The organism is Pseudomonas sp. 43(2021) (assembly GCF_017490805.1).
Taxonomy (GTDB): domain Bacteria; phylum Pseudomonadota; class Gammaproteobacteria; order Pseudomonadales; family Pseudomonadaceae; genus Aquipseudomonas.
The window spans coordinates 106,748-133,708 of the sequence record NZ_JAFGYJ010000004.1; the positions used below are offsets into that span (position 1 = coordinate 106,748).

Genomic DNA, 26,961 nt, shown 5'->3' on the forward strand with positions numbered 1-26,961 from the left:
ACAATACCCCGCCACTGGCATGTAATGGGCCTATAACAAAAAGGATAAACCCCATGCCACGTGCCCTGCCCCGGCTGCCACGCCCATTGCTGGCGGCGCTTTCGCTGAGCCTGACGCTGGGCATAGCCCAGGCCGACAGCACACCGCTGTTTTCCGCCGAGGGCTATCGCACTACCCTCTACCGCAGCCCGACCCCACAGCAGGTCGAAGGCGGCCAGGTCATCGACACCGCCACGCTGCAAAACCTGCTGGGGCACACCCCAAAGCCGGTGCTGATCGACGTCTATCGCCGCCAATGGCTGCAGGGCCGCTTCATCGAAGATGAACCCCACACCAACATCCCCGGCAGCCGCTGGCTGGCCAACACCGGCGACGGCGAGCTGAGCCCAGCGTGGCACGATTACTTCGTGCGCAACCTGCAAAAAGCCACCGCCGGGCGCACGGAGCAACCGCTGGTCTTTTACTGCCGCTCCGATTGCTGGTTGAGCTGGAACGCGGTAAAACGCGCAAAAGCCCTGGGCTATAAGAATCTGTATTGGTATCGCGACGGCCTGGACGCCTGGCAGCAAGCCAACCTGCCACTGCAACCGGCACAGCCGGAACCCTTCCCCTGAGTTCATTGCCTGCGAACGCGTGCCCCGCTCCATCCAATAAAAACGAGGTGAAAAGGCCATGTACAAAATTCTGATTGCCGACGATCACCCCCTGTTTCGCGAAGCCATCCACAACGTTATCAGCGATGGTTTCCAGGGCAGCGAAGTCATGGAAACTGCCGACCTGGACAGTGCCCTGGCGCTGACCCACGAGCACGACGACCTCGACCTGATCCTGCTCGACCTGAACATGCCCGGCATGCATGGCCTCAATGGCCTGATCACCCTGCGCAACGAGGCACCGACCACGCCGGTGGTGATCGTTTCGGCCGAGCAGGAAAAGCAGATCGTGCTGCAGGCCATCACCTACGGTGCGGTGGGTTTCATCACCAAGTCCTCGCCACGCTCACAGATGATCGAAGCGATCGAGCAGATCCTCAACGGCAATGTCTACCTGCCGCCCGATATCATCCGCGCTCAGAAAAGCAGCACCAGCCGGCGCCTGAGCGATGCCCCGAGCTTCCCGCCGGAGATGCTCCAGGCCTTGACCCGCAAGCAGTTGCTGGTGCTCGAGCGCATGACCAAGGGCGAATCGAACAAGCAGATCGCCTACACCCTGGATATCGCCGAGACCACGGTCAAGGCCCACGTTTCGGCGATCCTGCGCAAACTCAACGTGCACAACCGGGTGCAGGCCATCCTCAGTGCCGGTGATATCGATTTCGGTGATTACCTGCGCCGCTGACCTGTTCCGGCCTCTTCGCGGGCTTGCCCGCTCCCACAGGTATTGCGCAACACTGAAAACTGCGGGAACCCTGTGGGAGCGGGCAAGCCCGCGAATAGGCCGGCGGCTATGCCACGCTGCTGCCCAGTAAATGGCTCATCGCCGCCTTCAGCTTCATCGGCCGCACCGGCTTGTGCATCAGGGTGTGGCCCAGCTCGCGGATCTGTTGCTTGAGCTCGTTGCTGTAGTTGGCGGTGATCATCATCGCCGGTAGCGGCTGGGCGCGGCGGGCATTGATCCGCGCCACGGCATCGACGCCATTGCAGTCGTTGTCCAGGTGATAGTCGGCGATCAGCAGGTCGGCTTCGGCATGGTAGTTGTCCACCTGGCGCGCCAGGTCCTCCTCCGACAGTGCGGTGACCACCTGGCAGCCCCACCCCTCCAGCAGGGTGCGCATGCCGGCACAAATCGCCGCATCGTTATCCAGCACCCACACCCGCGCCCCGCGCAGGCGTTCGAGCATCGGCTCGCTGATCGCCAGGCTCGGCTGGGCCTTGGGCGCGGTGGCGCTCAGCGGCACTTCGACCGCGAATACCGAGCCTTTGCCCAGCCATGAGCGCACCCGAATCCGGTGGCCGAGGATGCCAGCGATCTTTTCCACGATCGCCAGGCCCAGGCCCAACCCGCGGTCCTGGTCCGGGCGCTGCACATCGCCGCGCCTGAACTCCTGGAACATTTCTTCCAGGTGCTCCTCGGCAATACCGATTCCGCTGTCCCACACTTCGATCCGCAGGCCGCCACGCTGGCGCCGGCAACCCAGTACCACGCGGCCGCTGGGGGTGTAGCGAATGGCATTGCTGAGCAGGTTGCGCAGGATCCGCGCCAGCAGCTGGATGTCGCTGCGCACCACGGCAGAGCAACCCACGAAATGCAGCTCAAGCCCTTCGCTGCGCGCCACCTGGGCATATTCGGCAGCGAGGTTGTCCATCAGTTCGCGCAGGGCGAACGGGGCGACATCGGCCTTGATTACCCCGGCATCGAGCTTGGAAATGTCCACCAGGGTACCTAGCAGGTTCTCCACATCCTCCAGGGAGTTGCTGACATTACGTACCAGATGAGCACTGTTTTGCAGCTCGCGGTGTTCGAGCAAGGCACTGGTGAACAGCCGCGCCGCGTTCAGCGGTTGCAGCAGGTCATGGCTGACGGCAGCAAGGAATTTGGTTTTCGACAGGTTGGCCTGCTCGGCCTCGCGCTTGGCCTCGCGCAGGCGCGATTCCACCCGGCTGCGCTCTTCGATTTCGCGCAGCAACTGCTCGTTGAGGCTGGTCAGCTCGGCAGTGCGCTCGCGTACCCGTTGCTCCAGATGCTGATAGGCCTGGTGCAGCGCCTGTGCGGTATTACGGCGCTCGGTGATGTCGCGGATCAACACGAAGATGCCCACCACTTCACCGTTGGCCAGGCGGTTCGGCACATAGGAGCGCAGCATATAGCGTTCCTGGCCGTTGATGTTGGTCTCGGCAAACTCGAAGGTGACGCTCTCCCCCGCCAGCGCCCGTGTCACATAGGCCTCCAGGCGCTGGTAATGCTGTTCGCTGTGGGCCTCGCGCAGGCTCTGGCCCAGCATCACGCCGCGGGGCCAGCAGTACCATTCTTCGTAGACCTTGTTGGTGAATTCGTAGACCAGGTCGGCATTCAGGTAGGCGATCAGCGCCGGCACATGGTCGGTGATCAGGCGAATCTGGTGCTGGTGGGCAGTCTCGGCCCGCTGCCGGGCCTCGCTGAGCAGGCGGTTGACGGCCTTGAGCTCGGCCATGGCCTGGTTCAGCGCTTCGGTGCGTTCGCGCACCTGTTCGGCCAGCACCACCGAATGCTGGAACGCGGCGTAAGGGTCATTGCCACGCGTTACGCCGGACTCGATGCGTTCTATCAGCGCGCCGTTGATGCGCTGCAGCTTGTGGTTCTGGTGCTGCAGCCGGGCGACCTCGGCCTGCAGTTCAGCGACCGACAGGAGGCCGGTTGCGGGCAATGGCGACCCCGGTGAAGGTCTGGTTGATGTGCATGCCATTGAACTGTTCTCCATAGGTGTTGAAGCCGATCACCCGCTGCTCGCGCAGGAACGCGCCGATCGGCTCCAGGCCGTGATGGGCTTGCAACTCCAGCCGCCGCAGGAAGCAATCGCAACCGATGGTCAGCAGCAGCGGGCCGAGGCGTTGCTGCAAGCCTTCGAACAACTGCTGCAGGTTCGGTAACAACGGGCCCGGGGTCATGGCGGTGAGCACGATGCCGTTTTCCACCGCGCAGTAGAAGCTCAGGCTCAGGTCCGGGTGCACCTGCTGGATCGCCCGCACGTAATACTGGTCGTGGATGCGCACGGCCAGCGGATGGGCGGCGAACACCCGGTGGTCGAGCTCGTCCACCGGCACGCCGATGTGCCGGGCGTACTCCTCGGCAGCAGGCTCGGCATTCAGTTCGAAGACCCGTCGCTGGGCACTGTCGGCACCGGTGACCACCAGCTTTTCCTGGCGCGGCAGGATGTGGTGGGTGGTGAATACTTCGAAGTCGAGCCAGGTGTTGACCAGCACCACCACCGCCGCACCGTGGTGGAACGCGCCACCGAAATACACGTGGGTGCGGGTCAGGTAGTTGTCGTCGCCGGCCGACCCACCGAAATGCGGGATGTCGCCCAGGGCCGCACTGAGGGCGGCGAGCACCATCTCCTCACGGCTGGACAAGCCATCGAGCAGGGTCAGGGCAAAGCTGTGGCCCTTGATCGGTGCCAGGGTATTGCTGCGGCAGGTGCCAACCAGGCGCTCGACCATCTGCTGGGCGTCGATCAGGCTGAAGCGCTCCATTTCATCGATCAGCTCGGTGGCGATGGAAAAGTGCCGATGGTCGAACCCTACCGCCGTTATGCAATTGCGGCCGTAGCCCAGCGGGGTGATTTCGCCGGCGCTGGTGCAACCGACCAGGCGGATACCACCAAAGCCCTGCTCCAGGGCCTCGCCCAGGGCTTGCAGGTCGTATTCGGCAGAGCAGAAGAACAGCACGAAGCCCAGGTGCGGGTGCAGCAACTGCGCCGCCAGCTCCTGGGCTGCCAGCCGGGCGTCGGTTGCCTGGGACATGGCGCTGACCACACCGTCGTTGTGAGCCTGCTGCATCGTGGTCTCCGGCGCGGGGTGGCTGAGGGTTCAGTGTACGAAGGTGGGTACCGGGGACGAATGCTACTTGGGTAGCGGGTGGGCGGTTCCATGGTTGTAATTGCTTTCACCGAAGATTGCCGGGGCTGCTGTGCAGCCCCGGCAATCTTGAGTCGAAGCCGAGGGCCTACCAGGTCAACACCGCCCCCACCGCAAAGGTATCGGTGTCTTCGTTCTGGTCACTGGTTTCATGCCCATCGATCGAGAACTGGTTGTACTCGGCAACCAGCTTGAGGTTGTCGTTGACGTCATGGAACAGCGCCACGCCACGAGTCTGGTAATCCGCACCACTGCCCACCGCGCCATTGCCATCGTCCTTGGTCTTGCCATAGGACAGCGCCACACGGTTCTTGCCGACCTTGTAGGAGCCCTGCAGCAGGTAGCCATCGCTGTCGACATTGCGCAAGGTCGGTTCGCCAGCGTTGTTGGTGAAGAACGGGTTGATGCCCTTGGCCTGGAACCCCGAGCCGGTCAGCGACAGCCCTCCCATCTTCGCCTGCACACCGTAGCCGACCCCTTTGGAGGTGACCGACTGCACCGCCGGGTCGGTATTGTCGGAGGTCTGGTAACTGCCGTTGACCCAGCTGTAGATCTGCGCCCCAGCCAGGTCGAACTGGTAGGTGATCTCGCTCTCGGTGCGCGGGTTTTCCTGGTAGGCCTTGCCAGTCGGGCTGCTGTCGTTGGTGTCTACCGGGTCCATGATGCCCACCGCCACCCGCAGGCCGTCCATCACTGGCGTGCGGTAGGTGATCTGCGACGTGGGGAACGGGTACGGGTAGCCACTGCCGATGTTGCCGAACGACACCCCGCCGCCGTCCACCAGCCCCAGGGTGTCACTGACCTGGCCATAACCTGCCAGCAGTTCGTCGAGCAGGATGTTGGAACGGGCGAACAGCCCGAAATCCTTGCCGATCAGCACCTCGCCCCACTCGGGATTGGCCACGGTACCGTAGAACTGGCGCACGTCGATGGCGGTGTCGGTGCCGTTGGTTTCGCTGTCGTTGATGGTGACCCAGAACGAGGCACGCGCCCCGAGCTTCAGGTCATCCACCTGCTTGCCCATGTTGAAGCCCAGGTAGTTGGGCAAAAAGCCCATCTTCACCCGTGACTGGCGGCGATCGAATTGCTCGCCCTGCCGATCGACATCGCTGTTGACGTAGAAGGCGTTGATATAGCCGTCGGTGGAAAACGTCGTCTGGTCCTTGTCGTACAGCATGATCTCGGCCTGGGCGAGGCTGCTCAGGCAAAGGGTCGACAGGCTGGCGGTAACAGCCGCCAGCAAACGTGGGGACAGATTCTTATTGTTGTACATGGCGCGCTCCGAAACGGGGACGGGATGTCGGAGGCGATTATCAGAAGCTGGCAAACCGCCAGAAACGCTGCCTTGGAGGGGGCTGGCAGGCGCTTTGGGCCAGTGCGGGGGGCGCGATGATTCCGGCCCAGGACCGGGTTACGCCCTGAGGCAAGACTTCTGGCGTAACCCACAGGAGCAGGCAGGGATCAATACGGCAGACTACTGCGGGCCCCGGTTCGGGCCGTGACAATGCACATCGTGATCGGGGGCGGGCCAGAGGAACTTGCCGAGGTTATCCCGGCAAGCGGCAGCGGTCAGAGGTCAGAGGTCCAGGGCACCATTGAGCAAGGCGTTGAGCATGCTTGCGGCGTCAGCGCGTTGCTCATCCAGCAGACACAACGGCAAGCCTTGCCAGGCTGGTGGCGAATCGGCCAGCCCTTCGCCAATCAGGGCCAGCGGACACGCAATCTGCATTTGCAGCGAACGCAGGCGCTTGGCCAAGGCAGGGTCCACCGGCACCTGAACCTTGATCACCAGTGCCGCAGGCTGCATCGCCGCACACAGCATGGGGATTTCTTCCAACGGCTGCCCGCAACCGAGTACTTCGATGCGTTGCTGCTCGCTGCTCAACAACAGCCCGGCGCACAATACCTGCAGTTCGGCTTGCCCCTCGGTGCCCGCCAGCAGTACGCGCGGCGCATCGGCCTGGTTCATCTGCAGACGCATCAGCAGGCGGGCGCGCAGGAACATGTCCAGGAACAGCCATTGGCTACGCTGGCCCGGCGCAATGCCTGAAGCCAGGCCGTGCCAGACCGGCATCAGTACCTCACGCAGCACGGTGGCCTTGGGCAGGATGGTGAATAACTGCCCATGAATGCTTTCCAGCGCTTGCGTATCGAATGCCTTGGTTGCGCGCGCCACGGCGGCGCGCCAGTCGTCGAAGACCGAGTGCTGCTGCACCGGCGCATCTGCCTGGCCTGCCAGAATGTCGCCTACCTTGCTGATGGGCACGCCATTGCCGGTCCAGTGCAAGATGTCGCGTATGCGCTGAACATCCCGGGCCGTGTACAGGCGATGGCCGCCCTCGGTGCGTTGCGGGCTTATCAACCCATGGCGCCGCTCCCAGGCCCGCAAGGTCACCGGGTTGATGCCGGTCAGGCTGACCACATCGCGCATGGGTAGCAAATCGGCTGGGGTGACGTCGGTCATGATATGGGTTTATCTGGGGGGTGGCACATTCTAAACCCATATGCACCTTCTGCGGCGAGCCTCGTTGGTTCATCATGCAACAAACGGCGCCGAGGCCTTCTGCACGCAGGCCACGCTGCGCACTTCGCATACGAAAGCCTGTAGGTGGGCCCCATGATCAACGCGAAACTCCTGCAACTGATGGTCGAGCACTCCAACGATGGCATCGTCGTCGCCGAACAAGAAGGCGACGACAGTATCCTTATCTACGTCAACCCTGCCTTCGAACGCCTGACCGGTTATCGCGCCGAGGAAATTCTCTATCAGGACTGCCGTTTTCTCCAGGGCGAAGATCATGACCAGGCGGGCCTCGCCAACATCCGCGAGGCAATCCGTGGAGGCCTCCCCTGCTGCCAGGTGCTGCGCAATTACCGCAAGGACGGGAGCCTGTTCTGGAACGAGTTGTCCATCACGCCCGTGCACAACGAGGCGGACCAGTTGACGTACTACATCGGCATCCAGCGCGACGTCACAGCGCAGGTTTTCGCCGAGGAAAAGCTACGCGAGCTGGAGGCCGAGGTAGCTGAATTGCGTCGGCTACTGGGCCAGTCGGAGCGCTGAGCAAACCTATACAATATCGTTGACTTGTATAGATTTAGGCTTAGACTTCGGATATACCTGTACAGCAAGCCATTCTTGTACAGGATTTCCTGGAGCCCAGCATGTCAGCGTATCTGCAGCAATTCGCCGAGCACTTCACCAGACTCGACGGGGGCAACCTCGACACCCTTGAAAAGCTGTACAGCGACGATGTCACCTTTCGCGATCCATTGCATCAGATCCAAGGGCTTCGGGCTCTGCAGGCATACCTGGCGCAGCAGTACGCCAACGCTCACGATATTCGCTATGACTTCTCCAGCATCGACGAGGTGATGCCCGGGAAAGGTTATCTGCGTTGGACCCTGCAGTTCCGCCATCCACGCCTGTCCCGTGGTCAGCAGATCACCCTGCAGGGATGCAGTTACCTGCAATGGCATGACCGGGTCCATTTTCACCAGGACTATTTCGACGCTGCAGCCTTGCTCTACGAACATGTTCCGGTCATGGGCAGTGCGATTCGATGGCTCAAAGGCCGGATGGCATGAGCCGCTGCTGGCTGACAGGCGCAAGCAGCGGTATCGGTGCCGCACTTGCACGATGCCTGCTGGAGCAAGGCCACCAGGTTGCCTTGGGCGCACGCCATGCCGATCGTCTCGCACCGTTGGCCGAACACTTTCCCGGGCAGGTGCTGCTGGCCATTGGCGACCTTGACGACCCTGTACAGGTAGCAGGGATCGCAACCCGTATCGAGCAGGCCTGGGGCGGGCTCGACCGGGTAATCCTCAATGCAGGCACCTGCGAGTACCTGGAACCGGGCCATTTCGACCCTGCCCTGGTCGAGCGCGTGGTCCGTACCAATTTCCTGGCTGTCAGCTACTGCCTGGCAGCAGCCTTGCCCTTGCTTCGCGTCGGCCAGCAGCCTCACCTGGTGGTGATGGGCAGTTCGGTGACCTGGCTGGCCCTGCCCCGCGCCGGCGCCTATGGCGCGTCCAAGGCAGCCGTGCGTTATCTGGTGGAATCGCAGCGCATCGACCTGGCCCGCGAAGGCATCGCCGTGACCCTCGTCAGCCCCGGCTTTGTGGATACACCATTGACTCGTCGCAACGATTTCCCGATGCCCCAGCTATGGTCGGCGCAGCGCGCAGCCAGCCACATTGCCAAACGCCTGCCTGAACGCCCGCTGGAAATCAACTTTCCCCGGTTTTTCACCCTGGTATTGCGCCTGCTTGGCGCACTGCCCGCACGCCTGCGCCTGGCGCTAGGGCAACGCCTTGCCCGTCATGAACAGGAATGATGCCCCATGCGTATAGCAATCATCGGCAGCGGCATCGCAGGGCTATCCTGCGCTCATCTGCTGTCACGCAAGCATGAGGTCACGGTTTTCGAAGCCGAGCGCTGGATCGGGGGCCACACGCATACCCTCGATGTGATCTGGCAGGGTGAACGCCATGCAATAGATACCGGCTTCATCGTCTTCAATGACTGGACCTATCCGAATTTCATCCGCTTGCTCGACCACCTGAAGGTCGCCTCACGGCCGACCGAAATGAGCTTCTCCGTGCATGACCCGGTCACCGGCCTGGAATACAACGGGCACGACCTGAATACCCTGTTTGCCCAACGCCGCAACCTGGTGTCACCGGGGTTCTGGGGGATGCTACGGGATATTCTGCGTTTCAATCGCCAGGCCCTCGCCGACCTGGATAACCAGCGTATCGATGCCAACGCTACCCTCGGCGCCTACCTCCAGGCGCAGCGTTATGGACAGCGCTTCATCGATCATTACATCGTACCGATGGGGTCGGCGATCTGGTCGATGTCCCGCGCGGACATGCTCGGCTTCCCACTCGCGTTCTTCGTGCGGTTCTGTCGCAACCACGGCTTGTTGTCGGTAAACCAACGTCCACAGTGGCGCGTGATCGAAGGGGGCTCGCGCAGCTATGTCGGCCCGCTGTGCCGACCGTTTGCCGATCGTATCCGCCTCGATTGCAAGGTTTACCGGGTCAGCCGCGACGAAGGTGGCGTCACCCTGACGAGCAGTGCCGGTACCGAACGTTTCGATAATGTGGTGTTCGCCTGCCACAGCGACCAGGCCCTGGCGCTGCTGGAAGCGCCGAGCGCACAGGAACGGGAAGTGCTCGGCGCCATCGGCTATGCCAGCAACGATGTGGTGCTGCACACCGATACCCGTCTGCTACCCCGGCGCAAGCGCGCCTGGGCCAGCTGGAACTACCGTCTCGGCGGGCCACAACAGGCCCCTGCCGCGGTGACCTACAACATGAACATTCTGCAAGGTATCCAGGCGCCGACGACTTTCTGCGTGAGCCTTAACCAAACCGCACTGGTGGATCCGGCACAGGTCATCGCCCGCTTCCGGTACGACCATCCGCAGTACAGCCTTGCGGCATCCACCGCGCAGATGCGCCAGGCGCAGCTGCAAGGCCATCGCCACAGCTACTTCTGCGGCGCCTACTGGGGCAATGGCTTTCACGAAGATGGCGTGGTCAGTGCACTAAAGGTGGCCGCGCATTTCGGAGAGCACCTGTGAACAGCAGCCTTTGCGTGGGCTGGGTCAGCCACCGACGCCTGGCGCCGCGCCCCCATGCGTTCCGCTACAGGATCGGCATGTTCTACCTGGACCTGGACGAGCAAGCCTGGCTGGCAGGCCTGTCACGCTGGCTGTGGCGCTGGCGCCTGGCGCCGCTGAGCTGGCACCAGGCAGATTACCTGCCAGCTCGGACCCGCAAAGGCGAGACGCTGGCCCAGGCTGCACGCTTGCTGGTGCAGAACGCGACGGGAGATATGCCCGAGGGGCCGGTGCACCTGCTCACGCAATTGCGTTGCTGGGGGCTGTCGTTCAACCCGGTGAGCTTCTATTTCTGCCATGACCGCGATGGGCGACTGACGGCGATCCTGCTGGAGGTGCGAAACACGCCATGGCGCGAGCGCTTTCATTACGTGCTGCCGGTGCAAGGAAACCTTGCCAGGCCCTTCGCCGTCGCCAAGGCCTTCCATGTGTCGCCATTCATGCCACTGCACATGGACTATCGCTTGCGCTTCGCCCTGGACGCTGAACATGTACGCATCCACATGGAGAACTGGCAAGCCGATCGCAAGGTGTTCGAGGCCGACCTGGCCCTGCAGCGCCAGCCGCTGGATAAGGCCGCCGTGCACCGATACGTACTGGCCTTCCCATGGATGAGCCTGCGCACCGTCTCGGCCATCTATTGGCAGGCACTGCGCCTGTTGTTCAAACGCACGCCCATCCACGACCACACGCCCAGCCAGAGTGACCTGGCGCTCGGCCATTCCTGCGAGGACCCTGATGATGTCGAACCCCACCCTGAGCGTTAGCAAGTTCGCAGGCCTCGGGCCTTTGTTCGGTGGTCTGGCACGAAACGCCGTGCTCGCCCGGCTGGGCAGGCTGCGCCATGGCCACCTGCGCCTGCTCAGCCACGGGCAGCAATGGAGTTTCGGTGATGTCGACAGCCCGTTGCAGGCCGAGGTGGAAATCCTTGATGACATCACCTGGAGCCTGATAGCCGGCAATGGCTCGATCGGTGCTGGCGAAGCTTACATCCACGGCTATTGGCGAAGCCCCGACCTGGCGCTGGTCACTCGCCTGTTCGTCGCAAACCTCGAGGTACTTGACGCACTCGAGGGTGGCCTGGCCCGCTTCGGCCGCCCTGCCCTGCGGTTGCAGCACAAACTCAACCGCAACAGCAGGCGCGGTGCCCGCCGCAATATCCTGGCGCACTACGATCTGGGCAATGCCCTGTTCGAGCGGCTGCTGGACCCCACCATGATGTACTCGGCAGCCCAGTTCGAACACCCTGAACAGACGCTGGAGCACGCTCAGCTGCACAAACTGGAGCGCATCTGCCAGAAGCTGGAACTGTGCCCTGACGACCACCTGCTGGAGATCGGCTGCGGGTGGGGCAGCCTGGCGATCCACGCCGCCACCCGATATGGCTGCAGGGTCACCACAACGACGCTCTCCGAAGCGCAGTACAGCCATACCCTGCAGCGCGTTCAGGCACTGGGGCTGGAGCAGCGCGTGAAAGTGCTTCGCGAAGACTACCGCGATCTTCAAGGCACCTTCGACAAACTGGTCTCGATCGAGATGATCGAGGCCGTGGGCCATCGTTACCTGCCGGTGTACTTCCGCCAGTGTGCCTCGCTACTCAAGCCCGACGGCCTGATGCTGTTGCAGGCGATCACCATCCGCGACCAGCGCTATGCACAGGCGCGGCGGTCGGTCGATTTCATCCAGCGCTACATCTTCCCCGGTGGCGCCCTGCCTTCGTTGAGCGTGTTGCTGGAAACTGCCAGCCGGCACACCGCACTCAACCTCTTGCACATGGAAGATTTCGGCCAGGACTATGCCCGCACCCTGCGGCATTGGCGAGAAAACCTGCGCCAGGCACGTACGGCATTGACGGAGCTGGGCTACGACGACATGTTTCAGCGCCTGTGGGAATTCTACCTGTGTTACTGCCAAGGCGGCTTCGAGGAGCGCACCATCGGTGTCGCGCATCTGCTCTGGGCAGCGCCCCAGGCACGGCGCGCGCCCTTGCCCGGCAGTGCCTGATGAGCCGTCGCTGGCTGGTCGCCAATGCCTTGTGGCTACAGGCTGGCTGGTGGCTCTGCGTACTGGGGAGCGAAAAGCCCTTCCTGTCGATGCTGGTGATTCCTGGCCTGGCCGTGCACTTGAGCCTGTGCCCGGACGTCCACGCAGAGGTCAAGGCGCTGTTGCGCGTAACGCCGGTCGGATGTTTGCTGGATAGCGTGCTGGGCGCGCTGGGCGTGTTCGGTTTCGACACCTGGCCACTGCCGCTGTGGCTTGCGCTGCTGTGGCTGGTGCTGGCCAGCGGCATGCGCCACAGCCTGGCATGGGCCGACCGGCACTGGCGGCTCGGTGCGCTGGTGGGTGCAGTTGGCGGCCCTCTGGCCTATCTGAGCGGAGCAAGGCTGGCAAATGTCGACTTGCCCATGGGCCCGCTGCAAACCGGCCTGTTACTGGTGCCTATATGGGCCGCTACCCTGCCCCTGCTCGCGCGCCTCGCGGTACGGTGCTGATTTGCGGCATCGTTCGGAGCAGTAGCGCACCTGCGCCCAACAACGCGCCCAGCGCTTGCGCCAGTTGAACGGCCTCCCACACACCACGCAGACCTTGCTGGGCAAAAGACCCTTTTTCATATCGGCTGCGCCGCATCGAGTCGTGCCAAAAGTGACTGGCCACGCAGCCACACGGCATCACGACGGTCAGCCGCCATGCCATCGAGGCTTCGATAGACCAGCGCCAGACGCGGGTTAGCCGAAAGCAGGGGGCGATGGCGAATCAGAAAATGCCAATACAAGGCATTGAACGGGCAGCCATCCTCCTCGGTCACCTGGTCAACCCTGTAACTGCATGCCTTGCAATGGTCGGACATGCGCTGGATATAGCGACCACTGGCGCAGTAAGGCTTGGACCCCAGGTAGCCGCCGTCGGCGTACATCACCATACCAAGCGTGTTGGGCAGCTCGACCCAGTCGAAGGCATCCATGTAGACCGCCAGGTACCACTCACAGATCGCGGCTGGCTCGATACCGGCCAGCAAGGCGAAGTTGCCGGTGACCATGAGCCGCTGGATATGGTGAGCGTAGCCCAGGCGAAGGGTCTGGCCGATGGCCTGCTCCATGCAGCGCATGCGGGTGCGCCCGGTCCAGTAGAATTCCGGCAGCGCCCGCTCGTTGCCCAGGTAGTTGAGCGCAGCATACTCCGGCATGCGCAGCCAATAGATGCCGCGCACATACTCGCGCCAGCCGATCAACTGGCGGATGAAGCCCTCTGCCGCATTGAGCGGCACTCGCCCCTCGCGCCAGGCCTTGTCGACCTCGTCGCACAGGCAACGTACGTCCAGAAGCCCGATGTTCAGTGCCGCACTGATGCGCGCATGGAACAGGTGCGGCTCGCCCTCGGCCATTGCGTCCTGGTAGTCACCGAACGCCGCCAGGCCGAACTCCAGAAAGTGTTGCCAGAGCTGCAGCGCCTCGGCATGGGTCACGGGGTAATCGAAACCGTCGATGGCTCCGTAGTGGTCGCTGAAGCGTTGGCGTACCAGGGCTATCACCGCCGCCGTGATCTCGTCCTGCTCGAAATGCGCGGCGAAGGGGCCACGTAGCTGGCGCGGCAAGGCCTTGCGATTGTCGCCATCGAGATTCCAGGTTCCACCTGCCGGGCTGCCGTCAGGCTCCAGCAGCAGGCCGGTACGCTTGCGCATGCCACGGTAGAAGTGCTCCATGCGCAGTTGGCCGCGCTCCCGGGCCCAGCGCGCGAAGGCTTCGCGAGAACAAAGAAATCGCGTGTCGCGATGCCACACAAGCGGCAGTGCGGCATCGCGCAACGCCTGCTCCAGGCGCCATTCACCGCACTCGGTCAGGTGAATGTGCGTGGCTCCCAGGGCTTGCTGCCAGCGCCGCAACTCGCCAACGATGCTACCGCTGTTGCCGTCATCGTCGAGTTGCACATAATGCACTTGCCAACCGCGCTCACGCAGTGCCTGGGCGAAGTGCCGCATGGCGCTGAAGATCAGGACGATCTTCAGTGGATGATGCGGCACGTACCGGGCCTCTCCCTCCACTTCTGCCATCAGCACAACATCGCGGGCAGGATCGAGGGCCCTCAGGCTTGCCAGGTCGAACGTCAGCTGGTCACCCAGTACCAGGCCCAGGCGCATCGTCAGGCTACCCCTGTCTGTTGCAGATTCATGGCAGCCCTCCCAGCAGACGCTGACGCAGTTGTTGATCCCTGGCCCGCGGATCTAGCCAGATGGCGAAGAACGCCCGGGCAAAGCGCGGGTCGGCGATCGCCCGGCTGAGTTTGCCATCGACGTAGAAGCGGCAGCCCTGCCCCGGCATGTAGACGCCAGTGATGCGCATGCCAGGGCGCACATCCACAAACGCTTGCTGCATGGCCTGGGCCCACACCGCGCGCCGCTGCGGCGTCGCGTTGTCAGGGTCCAGGCGGTGCATTTCCTCGAGGCTGGCCTGTACCAGCACATCCCTGGACAGCCTTCGGTGATAGGCCAGTTCAAGGGCAAAAGGCCGATTCCAGTCCTCAACCGGACCGGCTGCCCATAGCTGAGCGGTGTAAAGACGCAGGCCAAACCATGTGAACTCACCGGCGCCCAGCCGTTGCGCGCCTGGCAGCTCCGTTCGCCAGTCCGCCGCCTCCGACAGGGCAGTCAGTAGCAGGCAAAGCCAGGCCCAACGAGCGGTGTGCCCCATGTTGACCTCGAGCACCTGAAAATACCTGTACAATATTAGCAGTCATGTATAGCTTTTTGCCAACTTGTACAACTTTACTTGCAGCTCTCGGCGCCAGTTTTCGACGAAGCCGGTGGAAGTGGCAGAGAGGCGGCGGGGCCTTGCAAAGGAGGTAGTTCAGTGAGCCTTGTCAATCACCTTCACACGCCCGCCAACGTTCTGGTCTGCGGAGCCAGCCAGGGGATTGGCCTTGCACTGTGCACGCAGTTGCTGGCGCGCGACGACGTCGCGCAGGTGTTTGCCGTCTCGCGACATGCCACCAGCAGCCCCGCGCTGGATGCCTTGTTCGCCGAGCATCCGCGCAAGTTGCTGCGCATCGACTGCGACGCGTGTTCCGAAGCGGCACTGCAAACCCTGGCAACGCAAGTAGGCGCCCGTTGCAACCAGCTGAACCTGGTATTTTGTACGCTTGGCGTGCTGCAAGAGGCACCTGCACGGGCCGAAAAAGCGCTGACACAGGTGGATATGGCAGGGCTACTGAGCAGCTTCACGACCAACTGTTTCGCACCTGTCCTGCTGCTCAGGCATTTGCTGCCCTTGTTGCGACAACAACCGATGACCTATGTGGCACTGTCGGCGCGGGTCGGCTCGATCAGCGACAATCATCTTGGCGGGTGGTACAGCTATCGCGCCAGCAAGGCCGCGCTCAACCAGCTTATGCGCACTGCAAGCATCGAGTTCAAGCGACTGAACCCCGCCTCCACGATACTCTTGCTGCATCCCGGGACCACCGCCACCCGCCTTTCCCAGCCCTTTCAGGGCAATGTGGCCCCGGGAAAACTGTTCTCGCCGGCATTTGCCGCGTCATGCGTTCTAGAGCTCGTGAGCCGACACGGCCCAAAGCAGAGCGGTACATTCTGGGCGTGGGACGGCACACCGATTGCCTGGTGACTCCAGAGCCAGCATGGCTTGGGTTTTCCCGTCAGCTGAACACCCAGAGCACGCGGGTGGGCTTGTCGGTGAGGTTGGCGTAACGAAAACTGGCGTGGGGTTGCAGCTGAAAACTGTCACTGGCGCGCAGCGTTACCGGCTCGCCGCCATCCAGCCAGACGGTCAGTTCGCCTTCGAGCACGAAGCAGCCCTGCTCCGAGCTGTCGTCCAGGTACTCCTCGCCACTACTGGCCCCCGGTTCCAGGTGGCTATCGAGCATGGAGAACGCCCCGGTGATCGTGGGGGATGCCAGCACATCGGTGATGCCGCCGGCCAGGTGAAGCGTACGACGCTCGTGAGGGCGGGTGACCCAGTCGAGTTCGCGGGGCTTGTCCAGCTTGTAGAAATAGGCCGTGGAGACGCCGAGCTCTTCGCTGATAGCCGTGAGGTCGGCCACGGTCGGGCGCGACACGCCCCGTTCGACCTGGGACAGAAAGCCCACCGAACGGCCGATGCGCTGGGCCAGTTCGCCCAGGGTCAGGCCCTTGAACTTGCGCAGGTCGCGAATCAGTACGGCCAGGCCTTCGATCTCTTCGTGCACTTTCATGGTTGAATCGCGACTTTCGACGGGAAAATTGATGCCCTGAAAAGTACATGATTCATCTCACAAAGCAAGATACTTCATGGCGATCTTAGGGCTGCTTTGCAGCCCTTCGCGGGCACGCCCGCTCCCACAGTGATCGCGCCTCTCCTGAACCTAGCGCCAACCCTGTGGGAGCGGGCGTGCCCGCGAAGGGTCGCAAAGCGGCCCCAAACCATTCAACTGACTGGCACCAGTCCCAGGGCTCGTCCCTTACCGAACAGCCTCGTACGTCAGGTCCAGGCACTTGCGGGCTTTTTCCACCAGTTCGTCAATCTCCTCGATGCTGATCACCAGCGGCGGCGCGATGATCATGGTGTCGCCCACCGCGCGCATGATCAGGCCGTTGTCGAAGCAGTGCTGGCGACAGATCATGCCAATACCTTTGCCTTCGTAGCGGGCGCGGGTGGCCTTGTCTTTCACCAGCTCGATCGCGCCGAGCATGCCCAGGCCGCGCACTTCGCCTACCAGCGGGTGGTCGGCCAGCTCGCGCAGGCGTTGTTGCAGGTAAGGAGCGGTTTTGTCGTGCACCTGTTCGATGATCTGTTCGTCACGCAAGATCCGCAGGTTCTCCAGGCCCACCGCAGCCGCCACAGGGTGGCCGGAATAGGTGAAACCGTGGTTGAAGTCACCGCCTTCGCTGATGACCCTGGCCACTTCGTCACGCACGATCACGCCGCCCATGGGGATGTAGCCGGAGGTAAGGCCCTTGGCGATGGTCATCAGGTCGGGCTTGAGGTCGTAGTAGTCGCTGCCGAACCACTCGCCGGTACGGCCAAAGCCGCAGATCACTTCGTCGGCGACGAACAGGATGTCGTACCTGGCGAGGATCTCCTTCACCTTCGGCCAGTAGGTCTGCGGCGGAATGATCACCCCACCAGCGCCCTGAATCGGTTCTGCGATGAAGGCGGCGACATTGTCCACGCCAACTTCGAGGATCTTCTTCTCCAGCTGTTCGGCCGCCCACACGCCGAAGTCGGCCTCGGTCATGTCGCCGCCTTCGCCATACCAGTACGGCTGCGGGATGTGCACGATATCCGGGATCAGCCCGCCCTGCTGGTGCATGCCGCTCATGCCGCCCAGGCCCGCGCCGGCCACGGTGGAGCCGTGGTAGCCGTTGATGCGGCCGATGATGACCTTCTTGTTCTTCTGGCCCTTGAGCGCCCAGTAATGGCGGACCATGCGCAGCACGGTATCGTTGCCTTCGGAGCCGGAGCCGGTGAAGAACACATGGTTCATGCCTGGCGGGGCCACATCGGCGATCGCCTTGGCCAGTTCCAGCGCCGGCGGGTGCGCAGTCTGGAAGAACAGGTTGTAGTACGGCAACTGCCTCATCTGCTGGCTGGCGACGTCGGCCAGCTCATCGCGGCCATAGCCCACCGCCACACACCAAAGGCCTGCCATGCCATCGAGAATCTTGTGGCCTTCGCTGTCCCAAAGGTACACGCCCTTGGCCGAGGTGATGATGCGCGGGCCTTTCTCGGCCAGTTGCCTGACATCGCTGAACGGCGCCAGGTGATGGTCGCGGCTCATCGCTTGCCAGGCAAGGGTCTGCGAATGCTGTTCACTCATTGACTTCACTCCATCAAGTTGCGCAGCCGTGCTGCGCGGGTACTTTTTTGTAATTGGGAACGGTCGCTGTTCAGGCGGACTTCAACAGCATCTGGCGCAGCACCGAGCGATGCCGGCAGGCCTTGCCAAAGGACTGGAAGATGGTCAGGTAATGCGGGTTATCCATGACCTGGTACTCGGGGTGCCATTGCACGGCCAGGGCAAAACCCTTGCTGTTCTCGACCGAAATCGCTTCCACCAGGCCATCGGGTGCCAGCGCCTCCACCCTCAGCCCAGGGGCCAGTACATCGATACCCTGGCCGTGGATGGAATTGACGTTGATGATCGCCGGCAAGCCCATGCGGTCGAGCATGCCGCCGGGCTCTATATGCAAGGCGTGACGCGGGCCATATTGCTTTTCGATGGGCTCACCCTTGCTTTCACGGTGGTCCATGAACATGCCGGTCTCGTGGACCTTCTGGTGCAGGGTGCCGCCCAGCGCCACGTTCATTTCCTGGAAGCCACGGCAAATGCCGAGCACCGGCACACCGGCGGCGATGGCCGCACGCATCAGCGGCAACGTGGTGGCATCCCGCAGCGGGTCGTGGTGGGTACCCGCTGCACTGGCCGGGCCGTTGTAGTGGAACGGCTCGATGTTTGACGGCGAACCGGTGAAGATCAGCCCATCCACCACATCGAGAATATCGGCGCTGTCCATCAGGTCTGCGAGGCTGGGAATCACGATGGGTAACCCACACGCTGCCTTGGCCGCCGCGCGCGCGTACTTCTCGCTGATGGTCTGGGTTGCATGCAGCTCGATCATGCTGGTGCATGCGGTGATGCCGATAACGGGCACACGTGGCATATCTTCCTCCGGCAAATCCATATTGCGCGTTGTATTGAAACGGTAGAAAGGGAGGCGTCGCTGTTCGAACCTCGGCACCTACAGGAACCAGCGGTATTCGCGGGCATCGATGTGGCGCATGAAGTCCAGTTGCTCCTGGTATTTGTTTTCGCAATAGACCATCACGAACTCACTGCCCAGGCCCTCGTTGACCACCGGGTGGTGGCGCATGGCGGCCAGGGCACTGAGCGCATCCTTGGGGAAGTCGATGCCGCTCTGGCGGTTGTCGTTCAGCGGGGCGATGGGCTCGACACCACGATCCAGGCCATGCTCCATCCCGGTCAGGATGGCCGCCAGCACCAGGTACGGGTTGGCGTCGGCACCGGCGAGGCGGTGTTCGATGCGCAGGTTGCGCGGGTCGGACTCGGGGATGCGAATACACGCATCACGATCTTCGAAGCCCCAGCTGGCCTTGCTCGCCGCGTTGACCATGGCGCCGTAACGGCGGTAGGCATTGTGGTTGGGGGCGAAGATCGGCATGCAATGGGGCAGCAGCTCCAGGCACCCCGCCACCGCATGGCGCAGCTTGCGCTGTTCGGCGCCGGCCAGGATGTTGTTGCCGGCGTTGTCGTACAGGCTGACGTGTACATGCATGCCGCTGCCCGGCGCGTCGAGGTAAGGCTTGCTCATGAAGCTGGCACGGTAGCCGTGCTTCATCGCGATACCACGGGTACTGCGGCAGAACAGCGCCGACCAGTCCGCCGCACTGAGGGCATCGTCGCTGTGGGAGAAGTTGATCTCGAACTGGCCTGGGCCCAGCTCGGCGGTGATGACGTTCGCCGGGACGCCCTGCTCGTTGGCGCCATCGACCATCTCGTGCAGCACCGGTGCGAAGCGCGACAGCCGCTCGATGTGCATGTTCGGCTGGTCGTCCTGGTCGTCGGTCGCCGTGTCGCGTGGGTACTGGGGCAGGCCGTTATCGAGCTTGCGGTCGAACAGGTAGAACTCCAGTTCGAAGGCCACCACCGGGCGGATGCCGCGCCTGGCCAGGCGCTGGAGCACCCGGGCCAGCACTTCACGGGGCTCGAACTCGATGGGCTTGGCGGTACCGTCGGAGGTGATGAGCATCTGCGCGATCACTTCCTTTTCCCAGCGCACTGGTTTGAGGGTACCCGGCACCAGGCGGCGGGCGGCATCCGGGTCGCCGTCGGCGAAGCAGTAGTCACCGATTGGGTAGAGGCCACCCTGGGTGCCCAGCAGCACGCAGTTCTGCGGCAACTTAAGCGGCGTGCCGGCTGCGACTTTTTCCAGCATGTCCATGGGGTAGCGCTTGCCGTAGAAGTGCCCAGGGATATCCAGCGCAATCAGGTCGACATAGCGTATTTCTGGGTGTTTCGCTCGGAACGAACGCACTTCAGTCAGCAGATCCGGAAAGATGACACTCATCTTCTTGTCCTTGTGAGGTGAACGAATTCAGTTGAAAACCCAGAGCACGCGGGTGGTTTTTTCCGTCAGGTTGGCGTAGCGGAACTGCGCGTGGGGGTGCAGCTGGAAGCAGTCGTTGGCCTGCAGGGTCACGGCGTCGCCGTGGTCCAGCCATACCGTGAGTTCGCCTTCGAGCACGAAGCAGCCCTGCTCGGAACGGTCAGTCAGGTACAGCTCGCCACTACTGGCGCCTGGCTCGAGGTGACTGTCGAGCATGGAGAACGCGCCGGCGATGCTGGGCGAAGCCAGCACATCGGTGATGCCCGACTCGAGGTACAGCGTGCGGCGCTCGTGAGGGCGCGTGACCCAGCTGATGCTGCGGGGCTTGCTCAGGTTGTAGAAGTACGCGGTCGATACGCCGAGCGCTTCACTGATGGCGGTAAGGTCCGCCACGGTAGGGCGCGAAACACCGCGTTCGACCTGGGACAGGAAGCCGACCGAGCGGTTGATGCGCTCGGCCAGTTCGCCCAGGGTCAGGTTCTTGAATTTGCGCAGGTCGTGAATAAGGATCGCGAGGGCTTCAACCTCTTCGTGCATCTTCATCGTTTGAGACTGCCGTGAAATTTTTAGAGTTATTTTTCATGAAAAAATACATGAAAAATTTCACGCGTCAAGCCGGATCTGAAAAGGGGAACTGCGCAGGGAGATATTGGGGGGGGTAACAAGGCGCGAAGAAGCGTAACGAGAAAGGTACCTTGAAGCCCTCAGGACGCGAGGGCTTGCGAACGCTGCCGTACCGGCATCTGATAGCGGTGCGGTTGCTGCCAGGCCAGCTGTGCCTGGACATCGACTGCCGCATCCATCACTTTCTGTGCCCAGTTGTCATCCTTCGGGCACACCACCACCACGCGAAAACCGTGGTCGACGCCTTCCAGCCGCACGCCGTCGGAATCATCGACATGCAAGTCGATATCGAAGGCCGATGGCAACTTCGAGGGCGCATTCTCAAGCCCGTTCACGGCCAGGATATGCTGGTGCCGATCACTGTTGACCACGCCATCGACACGGATGCCGTAGAGCATCAGCCAACGGCGGATGTAGGACGGCGTGCGCCCGGACGAGGTGTAGATCCAGATGCTGCAGCCCTGACGGCGCAGGTCGCGGATCAGCGAGCGCGTACCGCTGCGCAGGGGTTCACCCAACCAGCGGTGGACGAACGCCGGCAGCTTGCTGTCCTCGGCGGCGGCATGGTCGGCCTGGCAGGCGAGCGTGTCGTCGATATCGAACGAAATGCGTACCTGCGGGCGGTTGAACGTGCGCTCGATGGCTTGCCGCCCGCGCTGGAGCAGTGAAGGCCTTGGCATCAGCGGCACCTCTCGCGCGCAGGCACGGATGTGCCGCAGAGGAAGAACTTGCCGGGCTCAGGCGCCTTCGCTTCAAGGAAGGCTGCGTACTTTTTCTTGATCTTGGGTAGTTCGTACAAGGCCTTGACACCATGCTTGGCAGAGTTGCGTATGACCGAGGACGGGTTGAAGTAACCCTCGGCGTTGTCCAGCGACAGCACGAAGGGCGGTAGCCCCGCGCGCATCAGCAAGTAGCTGACAATGAGCGACCCCGTGCGGTTGTTGCCTTCGATGAACAGCTGCGGCTTGCTGAGAATCCGAACGTAGACACCCGCCGCGCGCTTCCAGATCGAGTCGCTGCCATACGAGCAATACCAGTTGTAGAGGTCCTTGATGCCGCCCTCCACATTATTGAAAAAGTGCGCCTCGGTCGCCGCCAGGTGCGGGGCAAACTCCAACCTGCGCGCCGGGTCGCTGCCGCACAGGACGGTGGCATTGATCTCCAGCATCAGGTTCAGCTGCTGAAGGTCGAAAAGGTCGACACCCCGGGCGACATAGTCGTCAATCAGTGCGTAGCCTTCAACCACATTCAGCAGCACCTCGTCGGTAAACGGATCCCGCGGTTCGGTGAAGTGCCGGCTGAGTTCGGCAAAGCGGGCCTGCACCTCGCGCAGTGCACGCTCTACCGCTGGCAGATCAAGACGACGCGTCGCTCGCATTGGAAATCCCTGGTAACACTTGACGGAAGGTAATGCGGCCTCAGCTGAACTTGCCGCTGATGTAGTCAGCGGTCAGTTGTTCACGCGGGTTCTGGAAAATCTGCGTGGTCGGGCCCATCTCGACCAGGTAACCGGTACGCGTGCCCCTGGAGATGTCGACCGAGAAGAACGCGGTGGTGTCGGCCACACGAATCGCCTGCTGCATGTTGTGGGTCACCAGGGCGATGGTGTAGTCCTTCTTCAACTCGACCATCAGCTCTTCCACCCGGCGGGTGGCAATCGGGTCGAGTGCCGAGCAGGGTTCGTCCAGCAGCAGCACTTCCGGCTCGGTGGCGATGGCGCGGGCGATGCACAGACGCTGCTGTTGGCCGCCGGACAGGGCCAGGCCACTGACCTTGAGCTTGTCCTTCACTTCGTCCCACAGCGCGGCGCCCTGCAGCGCGTGCTTGACGCGGTCGCCGATGTCGCCCTTGTAGCGGTTCAGGCGCAGGCCGAAGGCGACGTTGTCGAAGATGCTCATCGAGAACGGGTTGGGCTGCTGGAACACCATGCCGATGTAGCGGCGTACCACCACAGGATCGACGCCCTTGCCGTAGACGTCCTGGCCCAGGAAGTGCACATGGCCTTCGAAGCGGAAGCCCTTCACCAGGTCGTTCATGCGGTTGAGGCTACGCAGCACGGTACTCTTGCCGCAACCGGACGGCCCGATGAAACCGGTGATCTCGTTTTTCCTGATCGGCACATGGCTGTCGCGAACGGCCATGAAATTGCCGTAGAAGATCTTGTCCAGCTTGCAGTCCATGACGATGGGGGCTTCGCTGACCACGGGAGCGGCTTTTGGCGCAGTGGATACGTTCAAGTTCGGATGCTCCCTTTCTCAATACTTGGGCTTGCCGAATACTCGGCTCAAAATGTTGATTACCAGCACGATCATCACCAACACCAGCGAGGCCGCCCAGGCGAGCTCGAGCTGGTTGTCGAATGGCATGCCGGAGAAGTTGTAGATCAGTACGGCAAGCGAGGCCGTCGGGTTCATGACCGCCAGGTCGCCGTCATGCAGGATCCAGTAGTTGCTGAACAGCGCGGTGAACAGCAGCGGCGCGGTCTCGCCGGCGGCGCGGGCCACGGCCAGCATGACACCGGTCAGGATGGCCGGCAGGCCGGTGGGCAGGACGATTTTCCAGATCACCTGGGCACGGGTGCAGCCCATGCCGTAGGCGGCATCTTTCATGATCTTGGGCACCATCTTCATCGACTCTTCAGCGGTCAGCACGACGATGGGCAGCATCAGTACCGCCAAGGCCACGCCGCCAGCCGGCGCGGAGTAGGTGCCGGTGGTCATCACCACCAGGGCGTAGGCGAATACGCCGGCCAGGATCGACGGCAGGCCGGTGAGCATCTTGGCGGCGAAGCGTGCGGCGTTGGCCAGCTTGCTGTCCGGGCCGAGTTCGGCCAGGAACACCGCGGCCAGGATACCGACCGGTACGGCGATGGCAGCAGCAATGCCGACCATGACGAAGGTACCGGCCATGGCGTTGCCGAAGCCCCCGCCCATTTCGAAGCCGGTGGGCGGCAGCTCGGTGAACACCTCCAGGTTGAGGCGTGCACCGCCACGGGTGATCAGCATGTACAGCACGGAAATCAGCGGCACGCTGGCCACCAGAGCCGCGAACCATGCCAGCGTGGTCAATACCAGGCTGCGCAGGGAACGGCCTTCCAGCTTGCGCTGCAGGCTGGGCAACGCGTTTGCAGGGGTGGTGAGGTTCGTCATTATTTGTTACCCCGCTGGGCGTAGAGCATGATCATCGAACCGAGTACGTTCACCAGCAGGGTAATGAACATCAGTACCAGCGCGGCGTACATCAGCACCTCGACCTCGTTCGGGCCAGCCTCCGGGAAGTTCAGGGCCAGCAAGGCCGCCAGCGTGTTGGCCGGGGCGAACAAGGACAGGGAAATGGTGTTGGCATTGCCCACCAGCATGGCCAGCGCCATGGTTTCACCCAGCGCACGGCCCAGGCCGAGCACCAGCGAACCGAAGATGCCGGTGGCCGCCGATGGCACCATCACCTTGAGGATGGCCTCCCAGTGGGTGGCGCCCAGGCCATAGGCGGCCTGCTTGGTTTTCATCGGCACGCTGGTCAGCGCATCCTGCGAAACGGCGGCGATGGTCGGCAGAATCATGATCGCCAGCACCAGCGCAGCCGGCAGCAGCCCGGGCCCGCTCAGGGAAGTGCCGAAAAAGGGAATCCAGCCCAGCTCGCTGTTCAGCCATGTGGTCAGCGGGCGAATGGCCGGGATGACCACATAGATCCCCCACAGGCCGTAAACGACGCTGGGGATGGCAGCGAGCAGCTCGACGATGGTGCGGAACACCGACGCCAGCCTGGCCGGGAGGAAGTCCTGGGTCAGGAAAATGGCCATGCTGATGCCGAAGAAACCGGCGATCAACAGGGCGATCAGGGCGCTGTAAAGCGTGCCCCAGATCGCTGGCAGAATACCGTACTTGCCTTGGTTGACGTCCCAGACGCTGCCGAACAGCACGTCAAAGCCGTGCTTCTCGATGCCTGGCAGTGCCTTGCGGCCCACTTCGTAGACCAGCGCGAAGACCAACGCCAGCACCAGCACCACGCCGATGCGTGCAAGCGCACGGAAGGTGCGATCAACCAGGAAGTCCTTCGCAGACGGTGGCTGGCACGCGGAGTCGGGGTTAGCCGGGATGGCAAAAGGTGTGTTCATTGGCAAGTTCCGGGACAGAGGGCAAACACACCCGGCATGGCCGCAAGACCACACCGGGAGCGCCTGGGCGTGTTACTGGATGTTGGCGGACGCTTTGCGCACCTGATCGACAACCGACGGTGGCAGCGGGATGTAGCCCATCGAGTCAGCGATCTTCTGGCCTTCGGTCAGGCTGTACTCGACCATTTCGCGCATGGCCTTGGCCTTGGCCGGGTTACCGTTGTCCTTGCGGAAGATCATCCAGGTGTAGGAGGTGATCGGGTAGGACTTGGCACCGTCCGGGTCAGGCAGCCAGGCCACCAGGTTCTCCGGCATTTTCACCGCCGCCAGTGCCTCGGCACCGCTCTCGGCGTTCGGCACGACGTATTGGCCGGCCTTGTTCTGCAGCTGGGCGAAGTCGACCTTGGCCAGCTTGGCGAAGCCGTATTCGATGTAGCCGATGGCGCCTGGGGTCTGGCGGACGGTGGCGGTTACGCCATCGTTCTTCGGCGACTTGATGAACTTGTCACTGGCCGGCCAGTTGACGGTGTTGCCTTCACCCAGCGCTTGCCTGAAGTCAGCGTTGATGGCCGACAGGTGCTTGGTGAATACCGCAGTGGTACCGCTGGAGTCGGCACGCACGACCACGGTGATCGGGGTAGCTGGCAGTTTCAGCTCAGGGTTGGCCGCGACGATCTGCGGGTCGTTCCACTGGGTGATCTTGCCGAGGAAGATATTGGAGTACACATCGCGCGGCAGCTTCAACCCTTTTGGGTTGCCCGGCAGGTTGTAGGCCAGGACGATTTCACCGGCGGTCATCGGCAGCAACTGTACGCCCTCGCCGACCTTGGCGATTTCTTCGGCTTTCATGGCCGAGTCGCTGGCGGCGAAGTCGACGGTTTTATTCAGAAAGTCCTGAACACCCGCCCCGCTCCCCTTGGACTGGTAGTCAACGGTGACACCGTCGGTTTCCTTGCTGAAGGCCTTGAACCAGGTCAGGTAGATCGGGGCCGGGAAACTGGCGCCGGAACCGGTCAGGCGGACGTTCTCTGCGGCAAAGGAAGCCGAGGTGGCGCAAAGAGAAACGGCAACGGCAAGTGCAGCAGACTTCATCAGGCGTATCATCGAAAAGCGCTCCGTGTGATGGCCGGCACACTTTGCAGCAGCAATGTTACAGCTTTGTGACCAATGAATGGCAGGCCGCAGGGTAGAGCCGTCCGGGTGCGCCATCACGGCAGCATCAAGGGCTGCCTCAACCCTAAGGCCTCAAAGTGTCGTTTGAATGACGGTTTCCGGTGGGCAACAGGCTTCCTGGCACCACTCGTCGATTAGCGGGCACTCTGGTGTTGCCCCGGCATTCAACCGCTCATGCAAACCAGACGGGAGTGAATGCCATGCCACGCGGCGACAAGGACAAATACACCGACAAGCAAAAGCGCAAGGCCGAACATATCGAGGAAAGCTACGAGCACAAAGGCGTGCCGAAAGACCAGGCCGAGGCGCGGGCCTGGGCCACCGTCAACAAGCAGTCCGGGGGTGGTGAGAAAAAAGGAGGCTCGGGGCAAACGACATCCTCCAGCGAAAAGAAGACTGCCCGTTCGGACTCTGCCAAACGTGCAGCGAAGTCACGCCAGGGTCATTCCCGCAAATCAGGCAGCTCCCTGGAAACCCAGAGTAAGCAAAGCCTGATGAAAGAAGCGCGTAGTAAAGACATCAAGGGGCGCTCCACCATGACCAAGGCGCAATTGGTGGAAGCGCTCGCGCAGGCATGACGCAAGCCCTCCGCCACCCGCGGAATGGCGTCAATCCTCGGCCGGGCGCGATCCCCGTGGGAGATGGCCCAGCCCTTCGGGCTGCGCTGTCGCTTGGAGAACTGAATTCGCAAGCAGTCCGCGTACCCTGTGGGAGCGGCTTCAGCCGCGAAGAATCCAACACGGTGCATGGCAC

General features: G+C 62.6%; 29 protein-coding genes. 11 read left to right on the plus strand and 18 right to left on the minus strand.

Annotated features, from left to right (window positions below):
• Nucleotides 1-53 precede the first annotated feature (53 nt).
• Both J5M71_RS04835 and J5M71_RS04840 read left to right on the plus strand, forming a co-directional pair.
• Complete coding sequence (locus tag J5M71_RS04835; protein WP_063913563.1) at nucleotides 54-614, plus strand: PQQ-dependent catabolism-associated CXXCW motif protein; 561 nt, start codon at nucleotides 54-56, stop codon at nucleotides 612-614.
• Nucleotides 615-672: 58 nt separating this feature from the next.
• Nucleotides 673-1,338: a response regulator transcription factor gene (locus J5M71_RS04840; RefSeq protein WP_063913564.1), complete on the plus strand. Its 666-nt coding sequence runs from the start codon at nucleotides 673-675 to the stop codon at nucleotides 1,336-1,338.
• A 106-nt stretch (nucleotides 1,339-1,444) separates the two neighbouring features.
• Here J5M71_RS04840 and J5M71_RS04845 read toward each other — a convergent pair whose 3' ends face one another.
• The 4 genes from J5M71_RS04845 to J5M71_RS04860 all read right to left on the minus strand — a co-directional run bounded on the left by J5M71_RS04845 (nucleotide 1,445) and on the right by J5M71_RS04860 (nucleotide 7,017).
• The gene (locus J5M71_RS04845; RefSeq protein ID WP_207830343.1) at nucleotides 1,445-3,343 is read right to left on the minus strand and encodes a NahK/ErcS family hybrid sensor histidine kinase/response regulator; all 1,899 of its coding nucleotides are present in this window, start codon (nucleotides 3,341-3,343) and stop codon (nucleotides 1,445-1,447) included.
• Nucleotides 3,312-4,475, minus strand: coding sequence for a nitric oxide-sensing protein NosP (gene nosP, locus J5M71_RS04850; RefSeq protein ID WP_207830345.1), 1,164 nt, complete (start codon nucleotides 4,473-4,475; stop codon nucleotides 3,312-3,314). Before nosP ends, J5M71_RS04845 begins: the two co-directional genes overlap by 32 nt.
• A 166-nt stretch (nucleotides 4,476-4,641) precedes the next feature.
• Nucleotides 4,642-5,826, minus strand: a complete 1,185-nt coding sequence (locus J5M71_RS04855; RefSeq protein ID WP_207830347.1) for a porin — start codon at nucleotides 5,824-5,826, stop codon at nucleotides 4,642-4,644.
• A 303-nt stretch (nucleotides 5,827-6,129) separates the two neighbouring features.
• Nucleotides 6,130-7,017, minus strand: coding sequence for a MerR family transcriptional regulator (locus J5M71_RS04860; protein ID WP_207830350.1), 888 nt, complete (start codon nucleotides 7,015-7,017; stop codon nucleotides 6,130-6,132).
• A 153-nt stretch (nucleotides 7,018-7,170) separates the two neighbouring features.
• Here J5M71_RS04860 and J5M71_RS04865 point away from each other — a divergent pair, with 153 nt between their 5' ends.
• From J5M71_RS04865 to J5M71_RS04895, 7 genes are all read left to right on the plus strand, one after another.
• The gene (locus J5M71_RS04865) at nucleotides 7,171-7,617 is read left to right on the plus strand and encodes a PAS domain S-box protein (RefSeq protein WP_207830353.1); all 447 of its coding nucleotides are present in this window, start codon (nucleotides 7,171-7,173) and stop codon (nucleotides 7,615-7,617) included.
• A gap of 101 nt (nucleotides 7,618-7,718) precedes the next feature.
• Entirely contained in the window at nucleotides 7,719-8,141 is a 423-nt protein-coding gene (locus J5M71_RS04870; RefSeq protein WP_207830355.1) for a nuclear transport factor 2 family protein, read from the plus strand.
• Nucleotides 8,138-8,890, plus strand: coding sequence for an SDR family NAD(P)-dependent oxidoreductase (locus tag J5M71_RS04875; protein WP_207830358.1), 753 nt, complete (start codon nucleotides 8,138-8,140; stop codon nucleotides 8,888-8,890). Before J5M71_RS04870 ends, J5M71_RS04875 begins: the two co-directional genes overlap by 4 nt.
• 6 nt (nucleotides 8,891-8,896) lie before the next feature.
• Nucleotides 8,897-10,144 (plus strand): FAD-dependent oxidoreductase, encoded by a 1,248-nt coding sequence (locus J5M71_RS04880; RefSeq protein WP_207830361.1) that lies wholly within the window; start codon nucleotides 8,897-8,899, stop codon nucleotides 10,142-10,144.
• Nucleotides 10,141-10,950 (plus strand): DUF1365 domain-containing protein, encoded by an 810-nt coding sequence (locus J5M71_RS04885; protein WP_207830363.1) that lies wholly within the window; start codon nucleotides 10,141-10,143, stop codon nucleotides 10,948-10,950. The genes J5M71_RS04880 and J5M71_RS04885 overlap by 4 nt, the downstream gene beginning before the upstream one ends.
• Nucleotides 10,925-12,187 carry a cyclopropane-fatty-acyl-phospholipid synthase family protein gene (locus tag J5M71_RS04890; protein WP_063913574.1) on the plus strand — a complete coding sequence of 421 codons (1,263 nt, stop codon included), beginning with the start codon at nucleotides 10,925-10,927 and terminating at the stop codon, nucleotides 12,185-12,187. The genes J5M71_RS04885 and J5M71_RS04890 overlap by 26 nt, the downstream gene beginning before the upstream one ends.
• Nucleotides 12,187-12,675 carry a DUF2878 domain-containing protein gene (locus tag J5M71_RS04895; protein ID WP_063913575.1) on the plus strand — a complete coding sequence of 163 codons (489 nt, stop codon included), beginning with the start codon at nucleotides 12,187-12,189 and terminating at the stop codon, nucleotides 12,673-12,675. Before J5M71_RS04890 ends, J5M71_RS04895 begins: the two co-directional genes overlap by 1 nt.
• Here J5M71_RS04895 and J5M71_RS29540 read toward each other — a convergent pair.
• Genes J5M71_RS29540 through J5M71_RS04910 form a run of 3 tightly spaced genes read right to left on the minus strand, consistent with a single transcriptional unit; the run spans nucleotide 12,613 to nucleotide 14,868 of the window.
• The gene (locus J5M71_RS29540; RefSeq protein ID WP_207830365.1) at nucleotides 12,613-12,795 is read right to left on the minus strand and encodes a DUF2256 domain-containing protein; all 183 of its coding nucleotides are present in this window, start codon (nucleotides 12,793-12,795) and stop codon (nucleotides 12,613-12,615) included. The two genes, J5M71_RS04895 and J5M71_RS29540, sit on opposite strands and share 63 nt — an antisense overlap.
• Nucleotides 12,792-14,318 (minus strand): cryptochrome/photolyase family protein, encoded by a 1,527-nt coding sequence (locus J5M71_RS04905; protein WP_207830366.1) that lies wholly within the window; start codon nucleotides 14,316-14,318, stop codon nucleotides 12,792-12,794. The genes J5M71_RS29540 and J5M71_RS04905 overlap by 4 nt, the downstream gene beginning before the upstream one ends.
• A gap of 28 nt (nucleotides 14,319-14,346) precedes the next feature.
• The gene (locus J5M71_RS04910; RefSeq protein WP_207830640.1) at nucleotides 14,347-14,868 is read right to left on the minus strand and encodes a chalcone isomerase family protein; all 522 of its coding nucleotides are present in this window, start codon (nucleotides 14,866-14,868) and stop codon (nucleotides 14,347-14,349) included.
• Between the two features lie 159 nt (nucleotides 14,869-15,027).
• Here J5M71_RS04910 and J5M71_RS04915 point away from each other — a divergent pair, with 159 nt between their 5' ends.
• On the plus strand, nucleotides 15,028-15,798 hold the full coding sequence (locus J5M71_RS04915) for an SDR family NAD(P)-dependent oxidoreductase (protein WP_063913577.1): 771 nt from the start codon (nucleotides 15,028-15,030) through the stop codon (nucleotides 15,796-15,798).
• Nucleotides 15,799-15,829: 31 nt separating this feature from the next.
• Here J5M71_RS04915 and J5M71_RS04920 read toward each other — a convergent pair whose 3' ends face one another.
• From J5M71_RS04920 to pstS, 11 genes are all read right to left on the minus strand, one after another.
• Complete coding sequence (locus J5M71_RS04920; protein ID WP_063913578.1) at nucleotides 15,830-16,384, minus strand: XRE family transcriptional regulator; 555 nt, start codon at nucleotides 16,382-16,384, stop codon at nucleotides 15,830-15,832.
• A 246-nt stretch (nucleotides 16,385-16,630) separates the two neighbouring features.
• Nucleotides 16,631-17,989, minus strand: a complete 1,359-nt coding sequence (locus J5M71_RS04925; RefSeq protein ID WP_207830368.1) for an aspartate aminotransferase family protein — start codon at nucleotides 17,987-17,989, stop codon at nucleotides 16,631-16,633.
• Between the two features lie 70 nt (nucleotides 17,990-18,059).
• The gene (locus J5M71_RS04930; protein WP_063913580.1) at nucleotides 18,060-18,833 is read right to left on the minus strand and encodes a gamma-glutamyl-gamma-aminobutyrate hydrolase family protein; all 774 of its coding nucleotides are present in this window, start codon (nucleotides 18,831-18,833) and stop codon (nucleotides 18,060-18,062) included.
• 78 nt (nucleotides 18,834-18,911) lie between these two features.
• Complete coding sequence (locus J5M71_RS04935; protein WP_063913581.1) at nucleotides 18,912-20,258, minus strand: glutamine synthetase family protein; 1,347 nt, start codon at nucleotides 20,256-20,258, stop codon at nucleotides 18,912-18,914.
• Between the two features lie 27 nt (nucleotides 20,259-20,285).
• Complete coding sequence (locus J5M71_RS04940) at nucleotides 20,286-20,840, minus strand: XRE family transcriptional regulator (protein ID WP_063913582.1); 555 nt, start codon at nucleotides 20,838-20,840, stop codon at nucleotides 20,286-20,288.
• 161 nt (nucleotides 20,841-21,001) lie between these two features.
• The gene (locus tag J5M71_RS04945; protein ID WP_063913583.1) at nucleotides 21,002-21,601 is read right to left on the minus strand and encodes a hypothetical protein; all 600 of its coding nucleotides are present in this window, start codon (nucleotides 21,599-21,601) and stop codon (nucleotides 21,002-21,004) included.
• Nucleotides 21,601-22,299, minus strand: a complete 699-nt coding sequence (locus tag J5M71_RS04950) for a hypothetical protein (protein WP_207830370.1) — start codon at nucleotides 22,297-22,299, stop codon at nucleotides 21,601-21,603. The genes J5M71_RS04945 and J5M71_RS04950 overlap by 1 nt, the downstream gene beginning before the upstream one ends.
• Before the next feature lie 40 nt (nucleotides 22,300-22,339).
• Nucleotides 22,340-23,101, minus strand: coding sequence for a phosphate ABC transporter ATP-binding protein PstB (gene pstB / locus J5M71_RS04955; protein ID WP_233687519.1), 762 nt, complete (start codon nucleotides 23,099-23,101; stop codon nucleotides 22,340-22,342).
• A gap of 75 nt (nucleotides 23,102-23,176) precedes the next feature.
• Nucleotides 23,177-24,070, minus strand: coding sequence for a phosphate ABC transporter permease PstA (gene pstA, locus J5M71_RS04960; protein ID WP_024086822.1), 894 nt, complete (start codon nucleotides 24,068-24,070; stop codon nucleotides 23,177-23,179).
• The gene (pstC, locus tag J5M71_RS04965) at nucleotides 24,070-25,035 is read right to left on the minus strand and encodes a phosphate ABC transporter permease subunit PstC (RefSeq protein WP_063913585.1); all 966 of its coding nucleotides are present in this window, start codon (nucleotides 25,033-25,035) and stop codon (nucleotides 24,070-24,072) included. The genes pstA and pstC overlap by 1 nt, the downstream gene beginning before the upstream one ends.
• Nucleotides 25,036-25,107: 72 nt before the next feature.
• Entirely contained in the window at nucleotides 25,108-26,139 is a 1,032-nt protein-coding gene (gene pstS / locus J5M71_RS04970; RefSeq protein ID WP_207830373.1) for a phosphate ABC transporter substrate-binding protein PstS, read from the minus strand.
• A 269-nt stretch (nucleotides 26,140-26,408) separates the two neighbouring features.
• Here pstS and J5M71_RS04975 point away from each other — a divergent pair, with 269 nt between their 5' ends.
• Nucleotides 26,409-26,786 (plus strand): termination factor Rho, encoded by a 378-nt coding sequence (locus J5M71_RS04975; RefSeq protein WP_207830378.1) that lies wholly within the window; start codon nucleotides 26,409-26,411, stop codon nucleotides 26,784-26,786.
• The last annotated feature ends 175 nt before the right edge of the window (nucleotides 26,787-26,961 follow it).

Coding starts and splice junctions, on each gene's coding strand:
- J5M71_RS04835 (WP_063913563.1), top strand. CDS start 54: ATGCCACGTGCCCTGCCCCGGCTGCCACGCCCATTGCTGGCGGCGCTT.
- J5M71_RS04840 (WP_063913564.1), top strand. CDS start 673: ATGTACAAAATTCTGATTGCCGACGATCACCCCCTGTTTCGCGAAGCC.
- nosP (WP_207830345.1), bottom strand. CDS start 4,475: ATGCAGCAGGCTCACAACGACGGTGTGGTCAGCGCCATGTCCCAGGCA.
- J5M71_RS04855 (WP_207830347.1), bottom strand. CDS start 5,826: ATGTACAACAATAAGAATCTGTCCCCACGTTTGCTGGCGGCTGTTACC.
- J5M71_RS04860 (WP_207830350.1), bottom strand. CDS start 7,017: ATGACCGACGTCACCCCAGCCGATTTGCTACCCATGCGCGATGTGGTC.
- J5M71_RS04865 (WP_207830353.1), top strand. CDS start 7,171: ATGATCAACGCGAAACTCCTGCAACTGATGGTCGAGCACTCCAACGAT.
- J5M71_RS04870 (WP_207830355.1), top strand. CDS start 7,719: ATGTCAGCGTATCTGCAGCAATTCGCCGAGCACTTCACCAGACTCGAC.
- J5M71_RS04875 (WP_207830358.1), top strand. CDS start 8,138: ATGAGCCGCTGCTGGCTGACAGGCGCAAGCAGCGGTATCGGTGCCGCA.
- J5M71_RS04880 (WP_207830361.1), top strand. CDS start 8,897: ATGCGTATAGCAATCATCGGCAGCGGCATCGCAGGGCTATCCTGCGCT.
- J5M71_RS04890 (WP_063913574.1), top strand. CDS start 10,925: ATGTCGAACCCCACCCTGAGCGTTAGCAAGTTCGCAGGCCTCGGGCCT.
- J5M71_RS04895 (WP_063913575.1), top strand. CDS start 12,187: ATGAGCCGTCGCTGGCTGGTCGCCAATGCCTTGTGGCTACAGGCTGGC.
- J5M71_RS29540 (WP_207830365.1), bottom strand. CDS start 12,795: ATGAAAAAGGGTCTTTTGCCCAGCAAGGTCTGCGTGGTGTGTGGGAGG.
- J5M71_RS04905 (WP_207830366.1), bottom strand. CDS start 14,318: ATGCGCCTGGGCCTGGTACTGGGTGACCAGCTGACGTTCGACCTGGCA.
- J5M71_RS04910 (WP_207830640.1), bottom strand. CDS start 14,868: ATGGGGCACACCGCTCGTTGGGCCTGGCTTTGCCTGCTACTGACTGCC.
- J5M71_RS04920 (WP_063913578.1), bottom strand. CDS start 16,384: ATGAAAGTGCACGAAGAGATCGAAGGCCTGGCCGTACTGATTCGCGAC.
- J5M71_RS04925 (WP_207830368.1), bottom strand. CDS start 17,989: ATGAGTGAACAGCATTCGCAGACCCTTGCCTGGCAAGCGATGAGCCGC.
- J5M71_RS04930 (WP_063913580.1), bottom strand. CDS start 18,833: ATGCCACGTGTGCCCGTTATCGGCATCACCGCATGCACCAGCATGATC.
- J5M71_RS04935 (WP_063913581.1), bottom strand. CDS start 20,258: ATGAGTGTCATCTTTCCGGATCTGCTGACTGAAGTGCGTTCGTTCCGA.
- J5M71_RS04940 (WP_063913582.1), bottom strand. CDS start 20,840: ATGAAGATGCACGAAGAGGTTGAAGCCCTCGCGATCCTTATTCACGAC.
- J5M71_RS04945 (WP_063913583.1), bottom strand. CDS start 21,601: ATGCCAAGGCCTTCACTGCTCCAGCGCGGGCGGCAAGCCATCGAGCGC.
- J5M71_RS04950 (WP_207830370.1), bottom strand. CDS start 22,299: ATGCGAGCGACGCGTCGTCTTGATCTGCCAGCGGTAGAGCGTGCACTG.
- pstB (WP_233687519.1), bottom strand. CDS start 23,101: ATGGACTGCAAGCTGGACAAGATCTTCTACGGCAATTTCATGGCCGTT.
- pstA (WP_024086822.1), bottom strand. CDS start 24,070: ATGACGAACCTCACCACCCCTGCAAACGCGTTGCCCAGCCTGCAGCGC.
- pstC (WP_063913585.1), bottom strand. CDS start 25,035: ATGAACACACCTTTTGCCATCCCGGCTAACCCCGACTCCGCGTGCCAG.
- pstS (WP_207830373.1), bottom strand. CDS start 26,139: ATGATACGCCTGATGAAGTCTGCTGCACTTGCCGTTGCCGTTTCTCTT.
- J5M71_RS04975 (WP_207830378.1), top strand. CDS start 26,409: ATGCCACGCGGCGACAAGGACAAATACACCGACAAGCAAAAGCGCAAG.